General features: G+C 68.0%; 14 protein-coding genes. 6 read left to right on the top strand and 8 right to left on the bottom strand.

The features are described 5' to 3' along the window. Nucleotides 1-26: 26 nt before the first annotated feature. From ACZ50N_RS17715 to ACZ50N_RS17700, 4 genes are all read right to left on the bottom strand, one after another. On the bottom strand, nucleotides 27-2,390 hold the full coding sequence (locus tag ACZ50N_RS17715; protein WP_464473427.1) for a CaiB/BaiF CoA-transferase family protein: 2,364 nt from the start codon (nucleotides 2,388-2,390) through the stop codon (nucleotides 27-29). A 5-nt stretch (nucleotides 2,391-2,395) separates the two neighbouring features. Further along, nucleotides 2,396-3,613: an acyl-CoA dehydrogenase family protein gene (locus ACZ50N_RS17710; RefSeq protein ID WP_133414905.1), complete on the bottom strand. Its 1,218-nt coding sequence runs from the start codon at nucleotides 3,611-3,613 to the stop codon at nucleotides 2,396-2,398. 1 nt (nucleotide 3,614) lies between these two features. Then, on the bottom strand, nucleotides 3,615-4,709 hold the full coding sequence (locus ACZ50N_RS17705; RefSeq protein ID WP_048423800.1) for an acyl-CoA dehydrogenase family protein: 1,095 nt from the start codon (nucleotides 4,707-4,709) through the stop codon (nucleotides 3,615-3,617). 106 nt (nucleotides 4,710-4,815) lie between these two features. Continuing rightward, nucleotides 4,816-6,426, bottom strand: a complete 1,611-nt coding sequence (locus ACZ50N_RS17700) for an adenylate/guanylate cyclase domain-containing protein (protein WP_048423799.1) — start codon at nucleotides 6,424-6,426, stop codon at nucleotides 4,816-4,818. 47 nt (nucleotides 6,427-6,473) lie between these two features. Between ACZ50N_RS17700 and nucS the strand changes: the two genes are divergently transcribed. Both nucS and ACZ50N_RS17690 read left to right on the top strand, forming a co-directional pair. After that, complete coding sequence (gene nucS, locus ACZ50N_RS17695; RefSeq protein ID WP_048423810.1) at nucleotides 6,474-7,145, top strand: endonuclease NucS; 672 nt, start codon at nucleotides 6,474-6,476, stop codon at nucleotides 7,143-7,145. Further along, entirely contained in the window at nucleotides 7,145-7,435 is a 291-nt protein-coding gene (locus ACZ50N_RS17690) for an Rv1322 family protein (RefSeq protein WP_046361400.1), read from the top strand. The genes nucS and ACZ50N_RS17690 overlap by 1 nt, the downstream gene beginning before the upstream one ends. Nucleotides 7,436-7,454: 19 nt before the next feature. Here ACZ50N_RS17690 and mce read toward each other — a convergent pair whose 3' ends face one another. Then, nucleotides 7,455-7,928: a methylmalonyl-CoA epimerase gene (gene mce, locus ACZ50N_RS17685; RefSeq protein WP_048423798.1), complete on the bottom strand. Its 474-nt coding sequence runs from the start codon at nucleotides 7,926-7,928 to the stop codon at nucleotides 7,455-7,457. A gap of 93 nt (nucleotides 7,929-8,021) precedes the next feature. On the opposite strand from mce, the gene ACZ50N_RS17680 reads away from it, so the two are divergent. From ACZ50N_RS17680 to ACZ50N_RS17670, 3 genes are all read left to right on the top strand, one after another. Continuing rightward, nucleotides 8,022-9,203 (top strand): acetyl-CoA C-acetyltransferase, encoded by a 1,182-nt coding sequence (locus ACZ50N_RS17680; RefSeq protein ID WP_464473426.1) that lies wholly within the window; start codon nucleotides 8,022-8,024, stop codon nucleotides 9,201-9,203. Nucleotides 9,204-9,267: 64 nt separating this feature from the next. Then, nucleotides 9,268-9,654: a DUF3817 domain-containing protein gene (locus tag ACZ50N_RS17675; protein ID WP_048423796.1), complete on the top strand. Its 387-nt coding sequence runs from the start codon at nucleotides 9,268-9,270 to the stop codon at nucleotides 9,652-9,654. A 25-nt stretch (nucleotides 9,655-9,679) separates the two neighbouring features. Further along, nucleotides 9,680-10,585, top strand: coding sequence for a tetratricopeptide repeat protein (locus ACZ50N_RS17670; RefSeq protein ID WP_048423795.1), 906 nt, complete (start codon nucleotides 9,680-9,682; stop codon nucleotides 10,583-10,585). 75 nt (nucleotides 10,586-10,660) lie between these two features. Here ACZ50N_RS17670 and glgB read toward each other — a convergent pair whose 3' ends face one another. Together glgB and ACZ50N_RS17660 are read right to left on the bottom strand one after the other, a co-directional pair. Next, nucleotides 10,661-12,883 (bottom strand): 1,4-alpha-glucan branching protein GlgB, encoded by a 2,223-nt coding sequence (gene glgB, locus ACZ50N_RS17665; protein WP_048423794.1) that lies wholly within the window; start codon nucleotides 12,881-12,883, stop codon nucleotides 10,661-10,663. 4 nt (nucleotides 12,884-12,887) lie between these two features. Further along, complete coding sequence (locus tag ACZ50N_RS17660; RefSeq protein ID WP_133414899.1) at nucleotides 12,888-14,981, bottom strand: alpha-1,4-glucan--maltose-1-phosphate maltosyltransferase; 2,094 nt, start codon at nucleotides 14,979-14,981, stop codon at nucleotides 12,888-12,890. Between the two features lie 206 nt (nucleotides 14,982-15,187). Here ACZ50N_RS17660 and glgP point away from each other — a divergent pair, with 206 nt between their 5' ends. Beyond that, entirely contained in the window at nucleotides 15,188-17,818 is a 2,631-nt protein-coding gene (gene glgP, locus ACZ50N_RS17655; RefSeq protein WP_464473425.1) for an alpha-glucan family phosphorylase, read from the top strand. Nucleotide 17,819: 1 nt separating this feature from the next. Here the strand turns inward: glgP and ACZ50N_RS17650 are convergent, their stop codons facing one another. Further along, nucleotides 17,820-19,256, bottom strand: coding sequence for a neutral zinc metallopeptidase (locus tag ACZ50N_RS17650; protein WP_048423792.1), 1,437 nt, complete (start codon nucleotides 19,254-19,256; stop codon nucleotides 17,820-17,822). Between the last annotated feature and the right edge of the window lie 57 nt (nucleotides 19,257-19,313).

Raw genomic sequence — 19,313 nt, 5'->3', positions numbered from 1 at the left:
TACGAGATCGCCGAACCGGGGTTCCCCTACAGCGGGACGGTAGCGTCGATCTGCGGCGTCTCCAGCACCCCGCGCTCGTGCAGCGCGGCGATCTCGGCCGGACCCAGACCGAGAAGTTCCGCGGCGATCTCGGCGGTCTGCTCGCCGAGCAGGGGCGCCTGCCTCATCGGTGGGTCGGCGACATGCGCGCAGTGGATCTGGACGTTCTCCATGACGAACGGTGCGGAGCCGAACGGGTGCAACTCCTCACGGAACGATCTGCGCTGCTGGTAGTAGCCGAACCCGGGCAGCTCGTCGGCGTGCAGGACCGCAGCGGCAGGGACACCCGCGGCTTGCAGCTCGGACATCGCCCGGGTGGCGGAGCGCTCCGCCACCCACGTCGTCACTGCGTCGTCGAGTTCGCTCCCCGAGATGCCGGGGGCGCCGACGACCGCTGCCAGTGCGGCGATCTCGTCATCGCGGCGAGGCGTCACGACCACCCACCGGTCCTCACCGGCCGCCGCGTACGTACCCCACGCGGCGTCGTGAACCGAAGGACTGCGCGCGACGTGTCCCGATCGTCGGAGCGCGTCGGCGGCGATGTCGGCCGCGAGGTGGGTGAGCATCACCTCGGCTTGCGAAATGCTGGCCGCCCCACCGGTTCCGGTGCGCTCGCGGCGGATCAGCAGTGCCAGTGCGGCCAACGAGCCGATGCGGGCCGCCACATGATCGGGATAGACGGTCACGGTGTCGCAGAACGTGTCGGGCTCACCCGGATACACCCACAGGTTGGTGAAGCCGACCGCGGCACGCACCAACGGTCCGTAGCCGAGGCGCGCCGCCCACGGCCCTGTCGGGCCGAATGCCGAGCTATCGACGACCACGACCTCGGGATTGATCCGACGTAACGTCGCATGGTCCATGCCCAAAGCGGCTGCCACGCCTGGTTTGAAGTTGTTGAGCACGACGTCGCTGCACTGCACCAAGCGGTGCGCCAGCGCCCTGCCTTCGGCGCAGCGCAGGTCGATGCCGATCGAGCGTTTGTTGCGGTGCCCGGCCGCGTAGGGCTGGGTAATCGCGGTCGGCTTGCCCAATCGCAGGCCGTCGGGGTGGGCGGAGTGCTCGATCTTGACGACGTCGGCACCGAGGTCACCGAAAAAGCGACCCGTGTCGGCGCCGACCACGATCACGCCCAGATCCAGGACGCGCAGACCCTCCAGCGGCAGACCCTGCCCGCTGCGGTCCCGCGCGCCCAGGACGGGTGCCGACACGACGCGCTCCGACGTGCCCGGCCGGCTCGCCGTCGCGCGGTGACCGTCGATCTCGCAGACACCGGCCGGGACCGGCGCCACCACACCCGGGGCCAGTTCGACGTCGCGGAAGAATCCGCGGGTGGTGAAGTGGTCGGCGGCCAGCGCCTCGGGCAGCGTCAACACCGCGGCGGCCGGCACGCCGTGGGCCTGCGCTCGCTCCTCGAGTTCGGCGCGGGTCTTGTCGGCGCAGAACCGTTCGATCGCCTCCTGTAGATGTGGTGAATGAAACCGCTTGCCGAGCTTGTCGTAGGACGGGTCGGCGAATTCCTGCGGACTGCCCATCAAGGCGAACATGCCACGCCACTGCCGTTTCGACAGAATGCAGATTCGAACGTGGCCGTCCTTGCAGCCGAAGATGGGGTAGCGCTGCTGCTCGGCGTTCCAGTCACGCTGCTGAGCGCTCACCGCGACACCGGCGGACGCACTGCCTGCTGACCCGAACGGCGGATCGAGGGTCTGCATCGCGCCGTCGAGCACCGCGAAGTCGATGAGATCGCCCTCCCCGGAACGTAACCGGTCCAGCAGCACGCTCAGCGTCGTCGCCGCAGCCTGGGCGGCAGCCACCTGGTAGGGCAATTCCCCCGGTGGGATGAGCGGGGCGCGACCGGGAACGCCGGACCGCGACAGCTCACTGCTGAGTGCGAGCAGAACCGGTGTGGTGGCCTGCCAGTGCGCACAGTCGTTGTCGCGCCCGAAGTCGCTGATCGACAGGATGACCAGGGCGGGGTGCCGGGTCCGCAGCGTCCGCACCGACAGCGCCGCCTCCGCGGCCGAACCCGGGCGGGCGCTCTCGATGAGAATGTCCGTGTCGGCCACGAGTGCGTCGAATCGCTTGCGGCCCTCGGCTGTTGACAGGTCGATGTCGACGCTGGGCAGCCCGTGGCGATTGATCGCGCTCTGCACGTGCACGGAGGCGACGTGGGGGCCGACCTGGGGGAAGACAACGTCGTCGACGGTGACACCGGGTATGCGTAGCACGGTGACGTCGGCGCCGAGGTCGGCGTAGAGGCGGCCGACCGCGGTCATGGGGCCGGTCGCAGCGTCCAGGATTCGCACACCCGCCAGCGGCGGATCGTAGGCAGCAGTTTCTGTGCGCACAGCGGTCAGCTTCGGCGGGCCTGACGAAACGGGATGTCGCGATCGGGTTCGGGTTCCTTGGGCAATCCCAGAACCCGCTCGCCGATGATGTTGCGTTGGATCTGGTCGGTGCCGCCGCCGATCGAGGTGAAGAACGCGTTCAGGGTCAGGAAGTTCACGTCGTCGGCCACCGGGTTCTCCGGGCCCGCCAGCAGCGCCTGGGCGCCGACGATCTCGGTCTTCAACGCCGCCTCGGCGTGAAGAATCCGCGACATCGCGAGCTTGCCCAGGGACATGATCGAACTGGACGTGCCCTGGCCTGCATTGGCTTTCGCGCGTGTGTTGTTGAGCCGGTTGAGCTCTCGCATCGCCAGCACGGTCGCCAACCGGTCACGCACCGCGCGATCGCCGAGGACACCGTTGTTACGGGCCATCTCGATCAGACTGTCCGCCGCACGGTTTCGCGAGCCGCGGTTGCTGTCACCCATGATCGAGCGCTCGTAAGCCAGCGCGGTCTGCAGCGCGCGCCACCCGTTGCCCTCACCACCGAGCAGATAATCGTCGGACACCACGGCGTCCGTGATGAACACCTCGTTGAAATGCGTCTCGCCCGTGATCTGCACCAGGGGACGCACGTCGATGCCGGCCTGCTTCATCGGCAGCATGAACAGGCTGAGCCCCTTGTGCTTCGGCGCGTCCCAGTCGGTGCGCGCCAGCAGAAGCGCGTACTGAGCCGTCTGAGCGCCGGACGTCCAGACCTTCTGGCCGTTGACGATCCATCGATCGCCCTCCCTCACCGCCGTGGTGCGGACAGCGGCGAGGTCCGACCCGGCACCGGGCTCGCTGTACAACAGGCAGGTGCGCGCACGCTCGACGAGGAAGTCGTGCAGCAGTTCGTCGCGCAGTCGGGCAGTGCCCAGCGCGAGCACGGTGTTGGCCGGGATGTTGTACCTGTCCTGCGAGGAGCCCGGCGCCTTCACCGCGGCGAACTCCTTGGAGATCACCGCGGCCAGCGTCGCGGGATAACCGCGACCGAACCACTCGACGGGATAGGTGGGCACCGCGTATCCGGCGGCGAGAACTTTCTCGAGCCATGCGACGCGCGCCGGCGAGCTGGTCCACGGATCGCCGCCCGCGGGCAGCGGAGACCAGTTGTCGCGCAACCACTCCCGAACCTCGGAGCGAAGTTCGTCGGCGCCGGGCAGTGCCGTCTCCGGTTCCGTCTCTGGTGTCGTCTCGGCCATCTCAGGCACCTTTCGCGGCAAGGTAGCGTTCGCGGTGCAGACGTGTGCCGCCGAACATGTGCAGTCCGGTGCGGGCACGTCGCAGGTACAGGTGCGCGGGGTGTTCCCAGGTGAACGCGATCCCGCCGTGCATCTGGATCGCGTGCAGTGCCACTGTGTGGTAGGCCTCCGCGCAGGTGAACCCCGCCAGTGCAATTGCACCGTCGGAATTTCCGCTGGCATCGGTGTGCTCGGCGGCAGCGTGGCGTGCCGCGGATGTCGCGTTCTCCACGTCGATGAGCAGGTCCGCGGCCATGTGCTTGAGCGCCTGGAAGCTGCCGATCTGGCGACCGAACTGGATGCGGGTCTTGAGGTAGGAGACGGTCATGTCGAAGATGTGCCGCGCGCCGCCGACCTGCTCACCCGCGGAAGCGATCACCGCGAGAGCCAGTGCGTCGCTCACGGCAGCCCAGCCGGCGGTTCCGAGCCTGCGCGCAGGGGTGCTCGTCAGCGTGATCGTCGACAGACGGACGGTCGGGTCGAAAACCGTTGCGGCTCTGAGATCGAATCCCGGTGCGGCCGGACTGACCTCGAACACCCCGATGCCGTCGTCGGTCCGCGCGACGACCAGCACCACGTCGGCGACGTGGCCCCATGTGACGTAGTGGGCGGTGCCGGTGAGGGTGCCATCGGCGCCCGCACGCACGTCGACCCCGTCGGGCGTCCACGATCCTGCCGGCCCGGTCAACGCCACCGTCGCGATCGTCGTCCCGTCGGCCAGCCCGGGCAGCAGCCGTGCCTTGTCCTCGTCGGAACCCGCCGCGTTGATCAGTGCGACGGCCAGCACGGAGCTGGAGATGAACGGTGCGGGCAGCAACGCCGCGCCGGTCTCCTCGGCGACTGCCTCCACTTCGGCGGCGCCGAATCCGAGTCCGCCGTGCTCGGGCGCGACCAGCATGCCGAGCACACCCTGGTCGGCCAGTCGAGCCCACAGCGCGCGATTGAACCCGTCCTCGGAGTCCATGACGCGGCGCACGTCGGCCTCGGTGCATGTGTCGGCCAACAGGTCGCTGACCGCGGCGGAGAGCTCAGCCAGTTCGGCCACATCCAACGTCATCTCAACGCCTTCCTCGGGTCGCGCCCACCATCGTGGAGGTCCGCCTGCTCGCTGTCCATCACCGATCCCGACACCGGTAAATGTCGCATCGAGACATGCGAACCGATCAGGGCTCACCGACCGGCGTGGCCAGGCGGGTGGGCTCGGAGTGTCCCCGCAGGGTCACGGTCTCGCCGAGGGCCCAGCGCTCACGTTCGTCCTCGGTCGCCTTGGTCACCGCGGCCGACGACGCGACAAGATGTCCGTCGACCTTCTTGGAGAGCTCACACAACCGGGCCGCCTCGTTGACCGGCTCGCCGATCACCGTGTACTCGAACCGCTCTTTGGCGCCGACGTTGCCCGCCACGACCTGACCGGCTGCGACGCCGATGCCCGCCTCACACTCCGGCACCTCGGCGCGCAACCGCCGCGCCATCGCGCGCGCCGCGGCCAGCGCCTCTGCTTCGGGGTTGTCCAGCGGCACCGGCGCGCCGAACACCGCGAGCACGGCGTCGCCCTCGAACTTGTTGACCAGCCCGTGATGCCGGTCGACCTCGTCGACGACGACGTCGAAGAAGCGGTTGAGCAGCTCCACCACCTCCACGGCCGGCCGCCCCGTCACCAGCTTGGTCGACCCGATGATGTCGATGAAGATGACGGCGGCATAGCGTTCCTCGCCGCCCAGCTCGATCTGCTGTTTCTCGGCGGCCAGCGCGACCTCCCGGCCGACGTGGCGGCCGAACAGATCGCGCACCCGCTCCCGCTCTCGCAGGCCGTGCACCATCGCGTTGAAGCCGCGCTGCAGCTCACCGAGTTCGGTGCCGTCGAACACCACGAGATTGCAGTCCAGGTCCCCGTCCTCGACCTGCTTGAGCGCCGACCGCACCACGCGCACCGGGGTGGCGATCAGCCAGGACAACAGCCACATCAGGATCAGGCCGAAGATCAACGCCACCAACGCGATGATCATCACCGCGACCGCGAACTGGGTGCTGGTGAGGTTGCTCAGCGACAGGGAGAAGATCGCCAGCAGCAGGATGCCCAATACCGGGACCCCAGAGCTCAGCAGCCAGACCGTCATGGTGCGCCCCATCACGCCATGCGTCAGCCGGCGCGGCGGGCGGCCCGCCTCGAGCGCCTGCGCGGCGACGGGCCGCAGCGCGAACTCGGTGATCATGTAGCAGGCGGTCGCCACGACGATGCCCGGGAAGCCCACCGCGAACAGGAAGCGGGGGATGAAGGCGGAATCCTGCAGGCCGTAGAGAAGGGTCAGCAATGCGGTGCCGACGCCCCACAGGATGAGCGCGCTCTTCGCGACGCGGGCCGGCGCTCGGAACACGTTGCGCTGATCCTCCCGGGTGGGTGTGCGCTCCTCGAGCGCCCACCGCAGCGAATTCACTGTTCGGGCCGTGATCCACACCGTGCCGAGGATCAGCGCCACGAAGAGGTACGCGGGCACTACGCCGAACGTCAACCATGCGGGTGCATCGGTGAACACGCTCGGCACCGGGATGGCGACGGTGTTGAGAAGCAGCGACACCCCGATGCCCAGGATGTTGGTGAACAGCAGGAAGAACGTCAGGATGACCTGGATCCGGACCCGGCGGCGGCGCTGGTCCTCTTCTGGCCGGCCCAGCAGCCACGAGCCGTAATCGGGCGTGTCCAGCCGCCCGCTCTGCCGGGTGACCCGCTCCAGCACCTTGCCCAACCGATGCGGCACGCTCGTCGTGGCGTTCATATGTTGCGTCAGCCTAGTGACTCCCGGTGGCCATCTATGGTGGATCGGTGCGTCTCGTGATCGCCCACTGCACCGTCGACTACGTCGGCCGGCTCACCGCCCATCTTCCGTCGGCCAAGCGACTCTTGTTGTTCAAGTCCGACGGCTCGGTGAGTGTGCACGCCGACGACCGCGCCTACAAGCCGCTGAACTGGATGTCGCCGCCCTGCTGGGTCTCCGAGCAGGCCGACGGTGAGACCCCGGTGTGGGTCGTCGAGAACAAGGCGGGGGAGCAGCTGCGCATCACCGTGGAGTCGATCGAGCACGACTCCAGTCACGAACTCGGTGTCGACCCCGGGTTGGTCAAGGACGGCGTCGAGGCGCACCTGCAAGTGTTGCTCGCCGAACACGTGGAACTGCTCGGCGCCGGCTACACGCTGGTGCGCCGCGAGTACATGACCCCGATCGGCCCGGTCGACCTGCTGTGCCGCGACGAGCAGGGCCGTTCCGTGGCCGTGGAGATCAAGCGGCGCGGCGAGATCGACGGAGTCGAGCAGCTCACCCGCTACCTCGAGCTGATGAACAGGGACTCGCTACTGGCGCCGGTGGCCGGGGTGTTCGCCGCCCAGCAGATCAAACCGCAAGCCCGCACGCTCGCCACTGACCGTGGAATACGTTGCCTCACACTCGATTACGACAAGATGCGCGGGATGGACAACGACGAGTTCCGACTGTTCTGATGGGCCGCCGCCCGGCACGCAAGCCACGGCAGCATCCGCCGCTGCCCGCACCGCGGCGGATCGAGATCGGCCCTGACGGCTTCGACTACGAGGTTCGGACGGTGCCGGGGTCACGAGCAATCAAGGTGTACCGCTGCCCGGGCTGTGATCAGGAAATCCGGCCCGGTGTCGCCCATGTGGTGGCATGGCCGGCCGATTCGGGGGACGCCGGCGCAGACGATCGCCGGCATTGGCACACACCGTGCTGGGCCAACCGCGCGACCCGGGGACCTACGCGTCGCTGGTCGTGACCTGTTGTGTCGCTACGCGTCAGTGCGAATCTGCGGCAGGTTCGACGAGCTCGATCAGCACGCCGCCGCCGTCCTTGGGATGAATGAAGTTGATGCGCGAATTCGAGGTGCCGCGCCGAGGCGCGTCGTAGATCAACCGCACGCCCTGCTCGCGCAGCCGCTCGCTCAACGCATCGAGATCACTGACCCGGTACGCGAACTGCTGCAGGCCGGGGCCGCGCTTGTCGAGGAACTTCGCGATCGTCGACTCGTCATCGATGGGGGCCATCAACTGGATCTGCGTGCTGCCCACCGGAGCGCCCCGCACCGCGAGCATCGCCTCGCGGATGCCCTGCTCCTCGTTGACCTCCTCGTGCAGCACGATCATGCCGAGATGGTCGTGGTACCACCGGATCGCCGCATCCAGGTCGGGCACCGCGATGCCCACGTGATCGACAGCGGTGACCAGCGCGGTGGCCAGGACAGGACGGGCGTCAGTCTGCTCGGCGGTCATAACAGCGAAGTTACCTAACAAGATCGGTTTCGAATAGTTCCGGCCCTAGAGATAGCCTCTCGGCAGTCGCTCGAAACTCAGGTGGAGGTAGTCATGACGACGTCGGTGATCGTTGCTGGGGCTCGTACTCCCGTAGGCAAGTTGCTGGGTTCGCTGAAGGACTTCTCCGGAAGCGATCTCGGCGCCGTTGCCATCCGCGGGGCACTCGAGAAGGCCGGGGTGCCGGCGTCCGCTGTCGAGTACGTGATCATGGGCCAGGTGCTCACCGCCGGCGCGGGCCAGATGCCGGCGCGTCAGTCCGCGGTCGCCGCGGGCATCGGTTGGGACGTCGCCGCGCTCACCATCAACAAGATGTGCCTGTCGGGCATCGATGCGATCGCGCTGGCCGACCAGCTGATCCGGGCCGGTGAGTTCGACGTCGTGGTGGCCGGTGGCCAGGAGTCGATGACGCAGGCGCCGCACCTGCTGATGAAGAGCCGGTCGGGCTACAAGTACGGCGACGTGACCGCGGTCGACCACATGGCCTACGACGGGCTGCACGACGTCTTCACCGACCAGCCGATGGGCGCGCTGACCGAGCAGCGCAACGACGTCGACAAGTTCACCCGCGCCGAACAAGACGAGTTCGCGGCGAATTCGCACCAGAAAGCCGCCCGGGCCTGGAAGGACGGCGTCTTCGCCGATGAGGTCGTGCCCGTCGCGATCCCGCAGCGCAAGGGCGACCCTGTCGAGTTCACCGAGGACGAGGGCATCCGCGCCGACACCACCGCCGAGTCACTGTCCGGGTTGCGTCCGGCGTTCCGCAAGGACGGCACCATCACCGCAGGTTCTGCCTCGCAGATCTCCGACGGCGCCTGCGCCGTCGTCGTGATGAGCAAGGCGAAGGCCGAGGAGATGGGGCTGTCCTGGTTGTGCGAGATCGGCGCCCACGGCGTGGTCGCCGGACCGGATTCGACGCTGCAGAGCCAACCGGCCAACGCCATCAAGAAGGCGGTCGCCAAGGAGGGGATCTCGCTCGATCGGCTCGACGTCATCGAGATCAACGAGGCGTTCGCCGCGGTCGCGCTGGCCTCGACGAAGGAGCTGGGCGTCGACCCCGACAAGGTCAACCGCAGCGGAGGCGCGATCGCCATCGGCCATCCGATCGGCATGTCGGGGGCTCGCATCACGCTGCACGCGGCGCTCGAACTGGCCCGCCGGGGCAGCGGTTACGCAGTCGCCGCGCTCTGCGGAGCGGGCGGACAGGGCGACGCGCTGATTCTGCGCCGGCCGTAGTCGCCCACGGCATCCTCAACGACACGCTGTAGTAGCTGGTGCGGCGCTGCGGCACAATGGCGCCATGACTCGCGCATTCGACGTCCGCAACGCCGCGGCGTGGTTCCGGCTGATCGCCTTCGCGGAGGCACTGTCCTGGATCGGCCTGCTGGTCGGCATGTACTTCAAATACCTGGGCACGCCCCGCACCGAGGTCGGGGTGAAGATCTTCGGACCGATCCACGGCGGCGTGTTCATCGCCTTCGTCATCGCGGCGGTGTTCACCGGTCTGGCGCTCAGGTGGAGGCTCGGCACATGGTTGCTGGCGTTGCTGGGCAGCATTGTGCCATTGGCCAGTGTGATCTTCCTCATATGGGCTGATCGCACGGGGCGGATGGGCCACGCGGCGGGGTCGGATCAGGTCGGTGCGCATGCCGGGCAGTCGCGTCGGGCGGCGCCCGAAACCACCTGAGGAGAGTCGTGACAGACTTGCTGTCGTGACACGTCCTGGACCCCGCATCTCGCCTGCCCTGGCGGGCGCAGTCGATCTGTCAGCTCTCAAACAGCGGTCGGCCACCGGTTCCGACGCCCGCTCCGCACCCGCGGCAGGCGCGCGGGGCGGGGTGGACGTGACCGAGGGCAACTTCGAGGCCGAAGTCCTCGTGCGATCCAACGAAGTGCCTGTCGTCGTGCTGCTCTGGTCACCGCGCAGCGACTCCAGCGTTCAATTGGCCGATGTCCTGGGCGAGCTCGCCGGAGCCGACCGCGGAAAGTGGTCGCTGGCCACCGTGAACGTGGACACCACGCCTCGGGTGGCGCAGATGTTCGGCGTCGAGGCCGTTCCGACCGTGGTCGCGCTGGCCGCCGGTCAGCCGCTGTCGAGCTTCCAGGGCATGCAGCCGCCGGACCAACTGCGGCGCTGGATCGATTCGCTGCTCGACGCGACGGCAGGCAAGCTCAGCGGCGGCCCCGCGGCCGGCGACGAGGAGCAGTCCGATCCGGCGCTCGACAATGCACGCGCCCTGCTCGATCAGGGTGATTTCGACGCGGCCCGCAGCGCCTATCAAGCGATCTTGGAGTCCGACCCGCAGCACGCCGAGGCCAAGGGTGCGGTGCGACAGATCGACTTCTTGCAGCGCGCCACGACGCACCCTCAGGATGCGGTGGCCCGGTCCGACGCCGCTCCGACGGACATCGATGCGGCGTTGGCGGCCGCCGACGTCGAGATACTCCAGCAGGACGTGGCCGCCGCGTTCGACCGACTCACCGGGCTGATCAAGCGCACCGCGGGCGACGAACGCGCCCGCGTCCGTACCCGGCTGATCGAACTGTTCGACCTCTTCGATCCCGCGGACCCCGAGGTGATCGCCGGGCGCCGCAATCTGGCCAACGCGCTCTACTGACTTTTCTCCGCGAGCAGACGCACCCTCGAGTGAATCAGGCTCGAAACACTCGAGGGTGCGTCTGGTCGCCGGAGATCAGGCGGGCTGCTCCGGCTCGAACCACAGTGCCGCCAGTGGCGGCAGCACCATGACCGCTGATGCGGGGCGCCCGTGCCATGGCTCGTCGGTCGCCTCGACGGCTCCGTAGTTGCCGATGCCGGACCCGTGGTAGTTGTCGCTGTCGGTGTTGAGGACCTCGCGCCATGTCCCCGCGTGCGGCAAGCCGAGCCGATAGCTGCTGTGCTCGCTACCCGAGAAGTTGAACACACAGGCCATCATCGAGCCGTCATCGCCGAAGCGTAGGAAGCTCAGCACGTTGTTCGCCGAGTCGTTGGCATCGATCCACGAGTAGCCCTCGGGCTTGGTGTCCCGCGACCACAGCGCCCGACGGCTGCGGTAGATGCCGTTCGCATCGGTCATCATCCGCAGAATGCCGTCAGAGAAGCCCTGCTCGTCGAGCTGCCACCAGTCGACCCCACGCTCCTCGGACCATTCGGCGCGCTGTCCGAACTCCTGCCCCATGAACAGCAGCTGCTTGCCCGGATGCGCCCACTGATAGGCCAGCAGACCGCGAATGCCGGCTGCCTTCATGTGGTCGTTGCCCGGCATACGGCCCCACAGCGTGCCCTTGCCGTGCACCACCTCGTCGTGGCTGATGGGCAGCACGAAGTTCTCGCTGAACGCATAGATCATCGAGAACGTGATCTCGCCGTGGTGGAAACTGCGGTGGATGGGATCGCGCTTGATGAACTCCAGCGTGTCGTTCATCCAGCCCATGTTCCACTTCATCGAAAAACCAAGGCCGCCAAGGTTTGTCGGCCGAGTGACCCCGGGCCACGAGGTCGACTCCTCGGCGATCGTCACGATGCCGGGGTTGATCTTGTGGACGGTCGCGTTCATCTCCTGCAGGAACTGGACGGCCTCCAGGTTCTCCCGGCCGCCATACACGTTCGGCGTCCAGCCGCCTTCGGGGCGGGAGTAGTCGAGGTAGAGCATCGACGCGACGGCGTCCACCCGCAGTCCGTCGACGTGGTACTCCTGCAGCCAGTACAGCGCATTCGCGACCAGGAAGTTGCGGACCTCCGCGCGACCGAAGTCGAAAACGTAAGTGCCCCAGTCCAACTGTTCGCCACGGCGGGGATCGCCGTGCTCGTAGAGCGCCGTGCCGTCGAAGCGGCCCAGCGCCCACGCGTCCTTCGGGAAGTGGGCGGGCACCCAGTCGACGATCACTCCGATACCCGCGCGGTGCAGCGTGTCGACCAGGTGGCGGAATTCGTCGGGCGTCCCGAACCGCGAGGACGGCGCGTAGTACGAGGTCACCTGGTAGCCCCAGGAGCCGCCGAACGGGTGCTCGGCGACGGGGAGCATCTCGACGTGGGTGAATCCGTGCTCGACGAGGTAGTCGGTGAGTTGCTCGGCGAGCTCGAGATAGCTCAACCCCGGCCGCCACGAGCCCAGGTGCACCTCGTAGGTGCTCATCGGCTCGAACACCGGGTTACGGAGCGCCCGCTCAGCCATCCACTGGTCGTCGGCCCAGGTGTAGTCGCTGACGAACACCTTCGACGCCGTCTGAGGGGGGATCTCGGTGGCGAATGCCATCGGATCGGCCCGCTCGGTGACCGCGCCGTCGGCACCGTTCACGCGGAACTTGTAGAGGCCGTTCTCCGGGAAGCTCGGCCAGAACAACTCCCACACGCCGGTGGAGCCCAGCACCCGCATCTGGGCCTCGTTGCCCCAGTGGTTGAAGTCGCCGATCACACTGACGCCCTTGGCATTCGGTGCCCACACGGCGAAGGACACCCCGCTGACGACGCCGTCGGGAGTCTCGAACGTGCGGGGATGAGCACCCAGGATCTCCCAGAGTCGCTCGTGGCGGCCCTCGGCGAACAGGTGCAGATCCACCTCGCCGAGCGTCGGCAGGAACCGATACGGATCCGCCACGGTGTGTACGAACCCGGAGTCCTCGCCCGAGTAGTCCACCTCGAGGCGGTAGTCGATCAGGTCGGTGAACGGCACCGCGACCGCGAACAGTCCGGCTTCGATGTGCTGCAGCGGATACCGCGTACCGCCGATGAGGGCGGCCACCGTCACCGCGTGCGGGCGGTAGACCCTGATGACGGTGTGATCGTCGAACTCGTGGGCGCCCAGCACGGAGTGCGGGTCGTGATGTTCGCCGGCGAGCAGTCGATTCACATCCGCGGTGTGCGGCCGCAGGTGCGGGCTGTCGATCTGTTTGGTCACATCGGACGCTTTGGCCATCTCGTCACTCCCTACGCAGTAGGTTCATTCGTTGGTCAGCCGGGACCTGGGGCATGTTGAGCACGTGCGCCACCGCGCGGGCGGGTTCCAGACGCACGTAATTGCCCTGACCCCACTGGTATTCCTCGCCGGTGATCTCGTCGCGTACCCAGAAACGCTCCTGCTGATCCATTCCCAGTGCGCCCATGTCCAACCACACCGTGCCCTCTTCGGGTCCGAACGGGTTGAGCGTCACCACGACGAGCACCTGGTCACCGGTGACCGGGTCGAACTTGCTGTACGCCAGCAACGCGTCGTTGTCGATGTGATGGAACGTGATCGTGCGGAGCTGGTGCAGCGCGGGATGCAACCGGCGAATCTCGTTGAGCCGGGTCAGGAACGGCTCGAGCGATTCACCGTCGGCCAGGGCAGCGTCGAAGTCGCGGGGCCGCAGTTCGTACTTCTCCGAGTCGAGGTACTCCTCACTGCCTTCCCGAACGGCGCGGTGTTCGAACAGCTCGTAGCCGGAGTACACGCCCCAGGTCGGGCTCATCGTGGCGGCCAGAGCGGCGCGGATCGCGAACATTCCCGGCCCACCGTGCTGCAGGCTCTCGTGCAGGATGTCCGGCGTGTTCGGCCACAGGCTCTGCCGCGCGTAGTCGGCGTGCTCGGCGATCGACTGGCCGAACTCGGTCAGCTCCCACTTCGCGGTGCGCCACGTGAAATACGTGTACGACTGGGTGTATCCCAGCTTGGCCAGCCCGAACAGGCGTGCCGGGCGGGTGAACGCCTCGGCGAGGAACAACACGTCGGGGTCGACGTTCTTGACCTCACCGATCAGCCAGGCCCAGAAGTTCGGCGGCTTGGTGTGCGGGTTGTCGACGCGAAAGACCTTGACGCCGTGCGACACCCAGAACTTCACAACGCGAAGGACTTCCTCGTAGAGGCCCGTCGGATCGTTGTCGAAGTTCAGCGGATAGATGTCCTGGTACTTCTTCGGCGGGTTCTCGGCGTATGCGATCGTGCCGTCGGGCAGCACGGTGAACCACTCCGGGTGCGTCTTGGCCCACGGATGGTCGGGCGCGCACTGCAGCGCGAGGTCGAGGGCGACCTCCAGCCCTTCGCCGCGGGCGGCGGCCACGAAGTCGTCGAAGTCGTCGATCGTGCCCAGGTCCGGGTGGACGGCGTCGTGCCCGCCCTCGTCGCTGCCGATCGCCCACGGCGAGCCCACGTCGTTGGGGCCGGCGGTGACGCTGTTGTTGCGCCCCTTGCGGTGCACCTTGCCGATCGGGTGGATCGGCGGCAGGTACACGATGTCGAAGCCCATGCGTGCCACCCGCGGCAACGCCTTGGTGGCTGTGGCGAAGGTGCCGTGCACCGGGTTGCCGGAGCTGTCCCAGCCGCCCGTGGACCGCGGGAAGAACTCGTACCACGAGCTGAAGCGGGCCAGTGGCCGATCCACCCAGATGCCGTGTGCCTCGCCGCGGGTGATGAGCTCGCGCAGCGGATACTGCTCGACGAGTTCGGTGACCTCGGGGGACAGCGCGGCGCCCGCGCGGTAGTACGGGTCGCCCGGGGTGCGGAGCCGTTCGGCCGCCTCCATCAGCGGGTAGCGCATCTGCCGCGGTACGCCCGTGGACGCGCGCTCGAGCAGTTTGGCGCCGACGAGCAGATCGTTGGACAGTTCCGCCTCGCTCTGCCCGGCGTCGAGCTTGGCGATCACGTGGTGACGCCAGGTGGCGATGGGGTCACCCCACCCGTCGACGCGATACGTCCAGAGCCCGACCGCGTCGGGGGTGAACTGGCCGTGGAACACGTCGGGGGTGCGGCCGGTGGCCATCGGCAGGGCCGACGGGCGAATGCGGGCCGACGACGACGTGACGACCTCCTCGATGGGGACGGGTTCGATGGTCTTGCTGCGACCCGGTGGCTCATCGGCCAGAGCCGGATAGCCGGTGCCGTGGTAGCGGACGACCAGCGTGGCCGCGACCGCGTCGTGGCCTTCTCGCCACACCGTCGCGGTCACAGGAACCACTTCGCCGACCACCGCCTTGGCGGGGAATCGCCCGCCGGACACCACAGGCTGGACGTCGTCGATTTCGATCCGACCGGCGGTCACTCAAGCACTCCCTAATACGTTGCAGGTCGAGCGCGGCCTACGGTCTGGACCCCGGCCGCGCGCCGTCGTTGGATGGTCTGGTTCACACCTCGTCGTGCACCCTTGTCGCGCCTATACCCACCGTAGTGTCAGCCTCAACCCCGCGGGAGAGGCGAAGTGCAGCGCGTCACCCATGGGCGGGCGTCGCGGCAGTAACGTGAGCACGCGTGAAAGCTCTCCGTCGGTTCACCGTCCGCGCCCACCTCCCGCAACCGCTGGCCGCACTCGAGCGGCTGTCGATCAATTTGCGGTGGTCATGGGACAAACCGACCCAGGATCTGTTCCAGACGATCGATCCCGAGCTGTGGAAACTCGTCGGCGCGGACCCGGTGGCGATGCTCGGTCACGTCAGCCCCGAGCGGCTGGAGGAGCTGGCCCACGACGAGCACTTCGTCGCACGCCTGGCAGCGCTGGCCGCTGATCTGGACGACTACCTGAGCCGTCCGCTGTGGTACCAGCAGCTCGCGCAGGTCAACGACGCGGATTCCGGTGTGGCGCCTGTGCTGCCCAACGGCATCGCATACTTCTCGATGGAGTTCGGCGTTGCCGAGGTGCTGCCGAACTACTCCGGCGGGCTCGGCATCCTGGCCGGCGACCATCTCAAATCGGCCTCGGATCTCGGGCTGCCGTTGATCGCGGTGGGGCTGCACTACCGGTCGGGCTACTTCCGGCAGTCGCTGACCGCCGACGGCTGGCAGCACGAGAACTACCCGCTGCTCGATCCGCAGGGTCTGCCGCTGCGCCTGCTCACCGACGCCGGGGGGGAGACCGTCTTGGTGAGCCTCGTGCTTCCCGACTCCGCCGAGCTGTTCGCCAGGGTCTGGATCGCCCAGGTCGGCCGCATCCCGCTGCTGCTGCTCGATTCCGACATCCCCGAGAACGATCACCAGCTGCGGTCGGTGACCGACCGGCTCTACGGCGGCGACCAGGAGCACCGCATCCGCCAGGAACTGTTGGCCGGTATCGGCGGCGTGCGCGCGATCCGGGCGTTCACCCAGATCGAGGGGCTGGCCGCGCCCGAGGTCTTCCACATGAACGAGGGGCACGCCGGGTTCCTGGGCGCCGAGCGCATCCGCGAGCTGATCGAGGCGGGGCTGGACTTCGACACCGCGCTGACGGTGGTCCGGTCGTCGACGGTGTTCACCACCCACACCCCGGTGCCGGCCGGCATCGACCGGTTCCCGGTCGACATGGTCGCGCGGTACTTCGGCGCCGACCCCGGTGGCTCGAGCTCGCGACTGCTGCCCGGCGTCCCCGTCGAGCGCATCCTCGCCTTCGGCGCCGAGGACGACCCGACGAAATTCAACATGGCCCACATGGGCTTGCGGCTGGCGCAGCGCGCCAACGGCGTGTCACTGTTGCACGGCCGCGTGAGCCGGGAGATGTTCAACAATCTGTGGCCCGGCTTCGATCCGGCCGAGGTGCCGATCGGGTCCATCACCAACGGGGTGCACGCCCCGACGTGGGCGGCCCCGCAGTGGCTGGAGCTCGGGCGGGAGTTGCTCGGCACCCAGGATCTGAGCTCGCTGCAGGAGCCGGAGACGTGGGGGCGTCTGCACGAGGTCGATCCCGGGCACCTGTGGTGGATCAGATCGCAGCTGCGGGAGGCACTGGTGCACGACGTCCGGGACCGGGTGCGCCGGTCCTGGCTGGAACGTGGCGCTGCAGATGCCGAATTGAAGTGGATCGCAACGGCTTTCGATCCGAATGTGCTGACCATCGGGTTTGCGCGCCGAGTGCCGACCTACAAGCGACTGACCCTGATGCTGCGCGATCCCGAGCGGCTGCGGCGGCTCCTGCTCGATCCCGAGCGCCCGGTCCAGCTCATCGTCGCCGGCAAGTCGCACCCGGCGGACGAAGGCGGCAAGGCGCTGATCCAGCAGGTGGTGCGGTTCGCCGACCAGGCCGACGTCCGGCATCGCATCGCGTTTCTGCCCGACTACGACATGTCGATGGCGCGCACGCTCTACCACGGCTGCGACGTCTGGCTGAACAACCCGCTGAGACCCCTGGAGGCCTGCGGCACGTCGGGGATGAAGAGCGCGCTCAACGGCGGACTCAACCTGTCGATCCGTGACGGCTGGTGGGACGAGTGGTACGACGGCGAAAACGGTTGGGAGATACCGACAGCCGACGGACTGGCCGACGAGAACCGGCGCGACGACCTGGAGGCGGCCGCGCTGTACGACCTGCTCGAGCGAGCGGTGGCGCCGAAGTTCTACGACCGTGACGAGCGTGGCGTGCCGACCCGGTGGGTCGAGATGGTGCGGCACACCCTGCAGGTGCTCGGTCCGAAGGTGCTGGCATCGCGGATGGTGCAGGACTACACCGAGCGCTACTACCTGCCGGCGGCCCGCGCTCTGCGGCAGTCGATCGAGCCCGGTGTCGAAACCGAGGGCCCATTCGGCGCGGCGCGGGAGCTCGCGCTGTACCGGCAGAAGGTGCACAAGGCGTGGCCGAACGTTCGCGTCGTCGAGGTCGACAGCTACGGGCTGCCCGACACGCCGCTGCTCGGGTCGGAACTGACGCTCACCGCGCGGGTCTGCCTGGAGGACCTCCGGCCCGACGAGGTGACCGTGCAGGCCGTTCTCGGACGCGTGGATACCGGTGACGCACTGGTGAATCCGGTGACGATCCCGATGACGCATTCGGGGAAGACCGACGCCGGTGAGGACCTGTTCACCGCCAGCACGCCGCTGCCGGTCACGGGTCCGGTCGGATACACCGTGCGCGTGCTGCCCCACCACCGACTGCTGGCCGGCGACAACGAGTTGGGGCTGGTGACGCTGGCTGGGTGACTCAGCGGAAGCGGGCGAAGCAGCGGTCGGCGTCCCCGAGTACACCCACCCGGAACGCGTCGATGCGGGAGAACCCCGACGGCACGGATTCGCCGTTGACGTCGCTGGCGGCCAACCCGTTGGTGAGCAGGCCCGACACCGCCTCGTCGACATCGCCGGCGGTCAGGGCGATCGTCGCACCGTCGGGCGTGGTGACCTGCTTGGACATCTTGACCGTCGCGACGCCGGTGAGGCACGCGGTGCGCAATGCGGCCTCGGCGTTGTCGAGGGCCACCCCGCCGCGCTCCTGCTGAATCGCCTGCATGTAGCGCGAGACCAGAACCGAATAGGCCACGTTGTCGCCGGAGGCGAGGCCGCCCTCGGCGTCCTGCGCGCCGAGTGCAGTCAACGCAGGCAGGTCCACGACGATGGTGTTGGTGGCCGGGCAGTACGACGCGGGTGGGCTCGGACGCGCGTCCGCGCACGTCTCGGCTGCCGCCGCATCGAAACTGAGCGCGGGAGGAGCCTTGGGGGAGAACAGGATTCCCATCGCGTCGACGATGGAGCGCACCGAACTCTCGTCGATCGCCAACTCGCCGGACTGGTCCTCGGGCAGCAGGACCGGAAGGTCGCCGCGCCGCTGGCCGATCTCCCGCATGTCGATTCCTGCGCACGCCGCCGGGCCATCGGTGAAGCCGAACTGGAATGCCGAGATCCGTTCGAAGGCCGAGCCGTGTTCGTCGACGCCCGCCTCGGGGTCGCCCTGCTGCATCAGCGGATCGCGGAACGAGATCACGCCGGCCAGGACATTGTTCAGCCCGTCTCCGGTGCTCAACGAGAACCGCGGCGACTTGTCCTCGGCCACCCAGCGCATGTAGGCACCGGCCAGGCAATCGGCCTGTTGTTCGGCGACCAGCGTCGGCGTGCCGTTGGTGGTCAGCTTGGCGGCGCGACTCACGGCGTGTCCGTACTCGTGGGCCAGCACCATCGCCACGCCGATGTCGCCGTGGGCACGGCGCAGCCCCGGCAGCAGTTCGCCTCGGTCCCAGCCGATCGTCCTGTCGGGGTAGCAGTACGCGGCGTTGATCAGACCAAAGGTGCTGTCGCCGCAGAAGGTCCCGTCGAAACCCCCTGCATCCCAGGAGATCAATTCCTTGACCGGGGTGAACCCCTCGTCGAAGGTCTCCGGAAACGCGCTCTCCCAATACTGTTCGATGTCGCTCACGGCGCTCGCCGCCAGGTTGTCGATGTCCCCGCCGTCGGTGCCCTCCACCGTGCGGCTCGGCCCCTCAGCATTCGGGCGCAAGCCGGTGGGTCCGTCGGTGGCCGGCATCCCGGCCACAGAAAACGGGTCACTGAACACCGATACGGCGTTGCCCTGCAGAGTTGTCGAGCAGGAGGCGCACAGCACGGCCCCGACACCGATCAGAACGCCCAGTACCTGCCGTGATCGCCCCATGACGCCGCCTTTCGGGTCGTTCCAGCGAGGTCGACAATAACGACCGGGCGCGTCCGC

It is taken from the genome of Mycolicibacterium obuense, assembly GCF_055397605.1.
The sequence above is the reverse complement of the archived record's forward strand: the minus strand, read 5'-3'. Positions and strand labels throughout refer to the sequence as shown.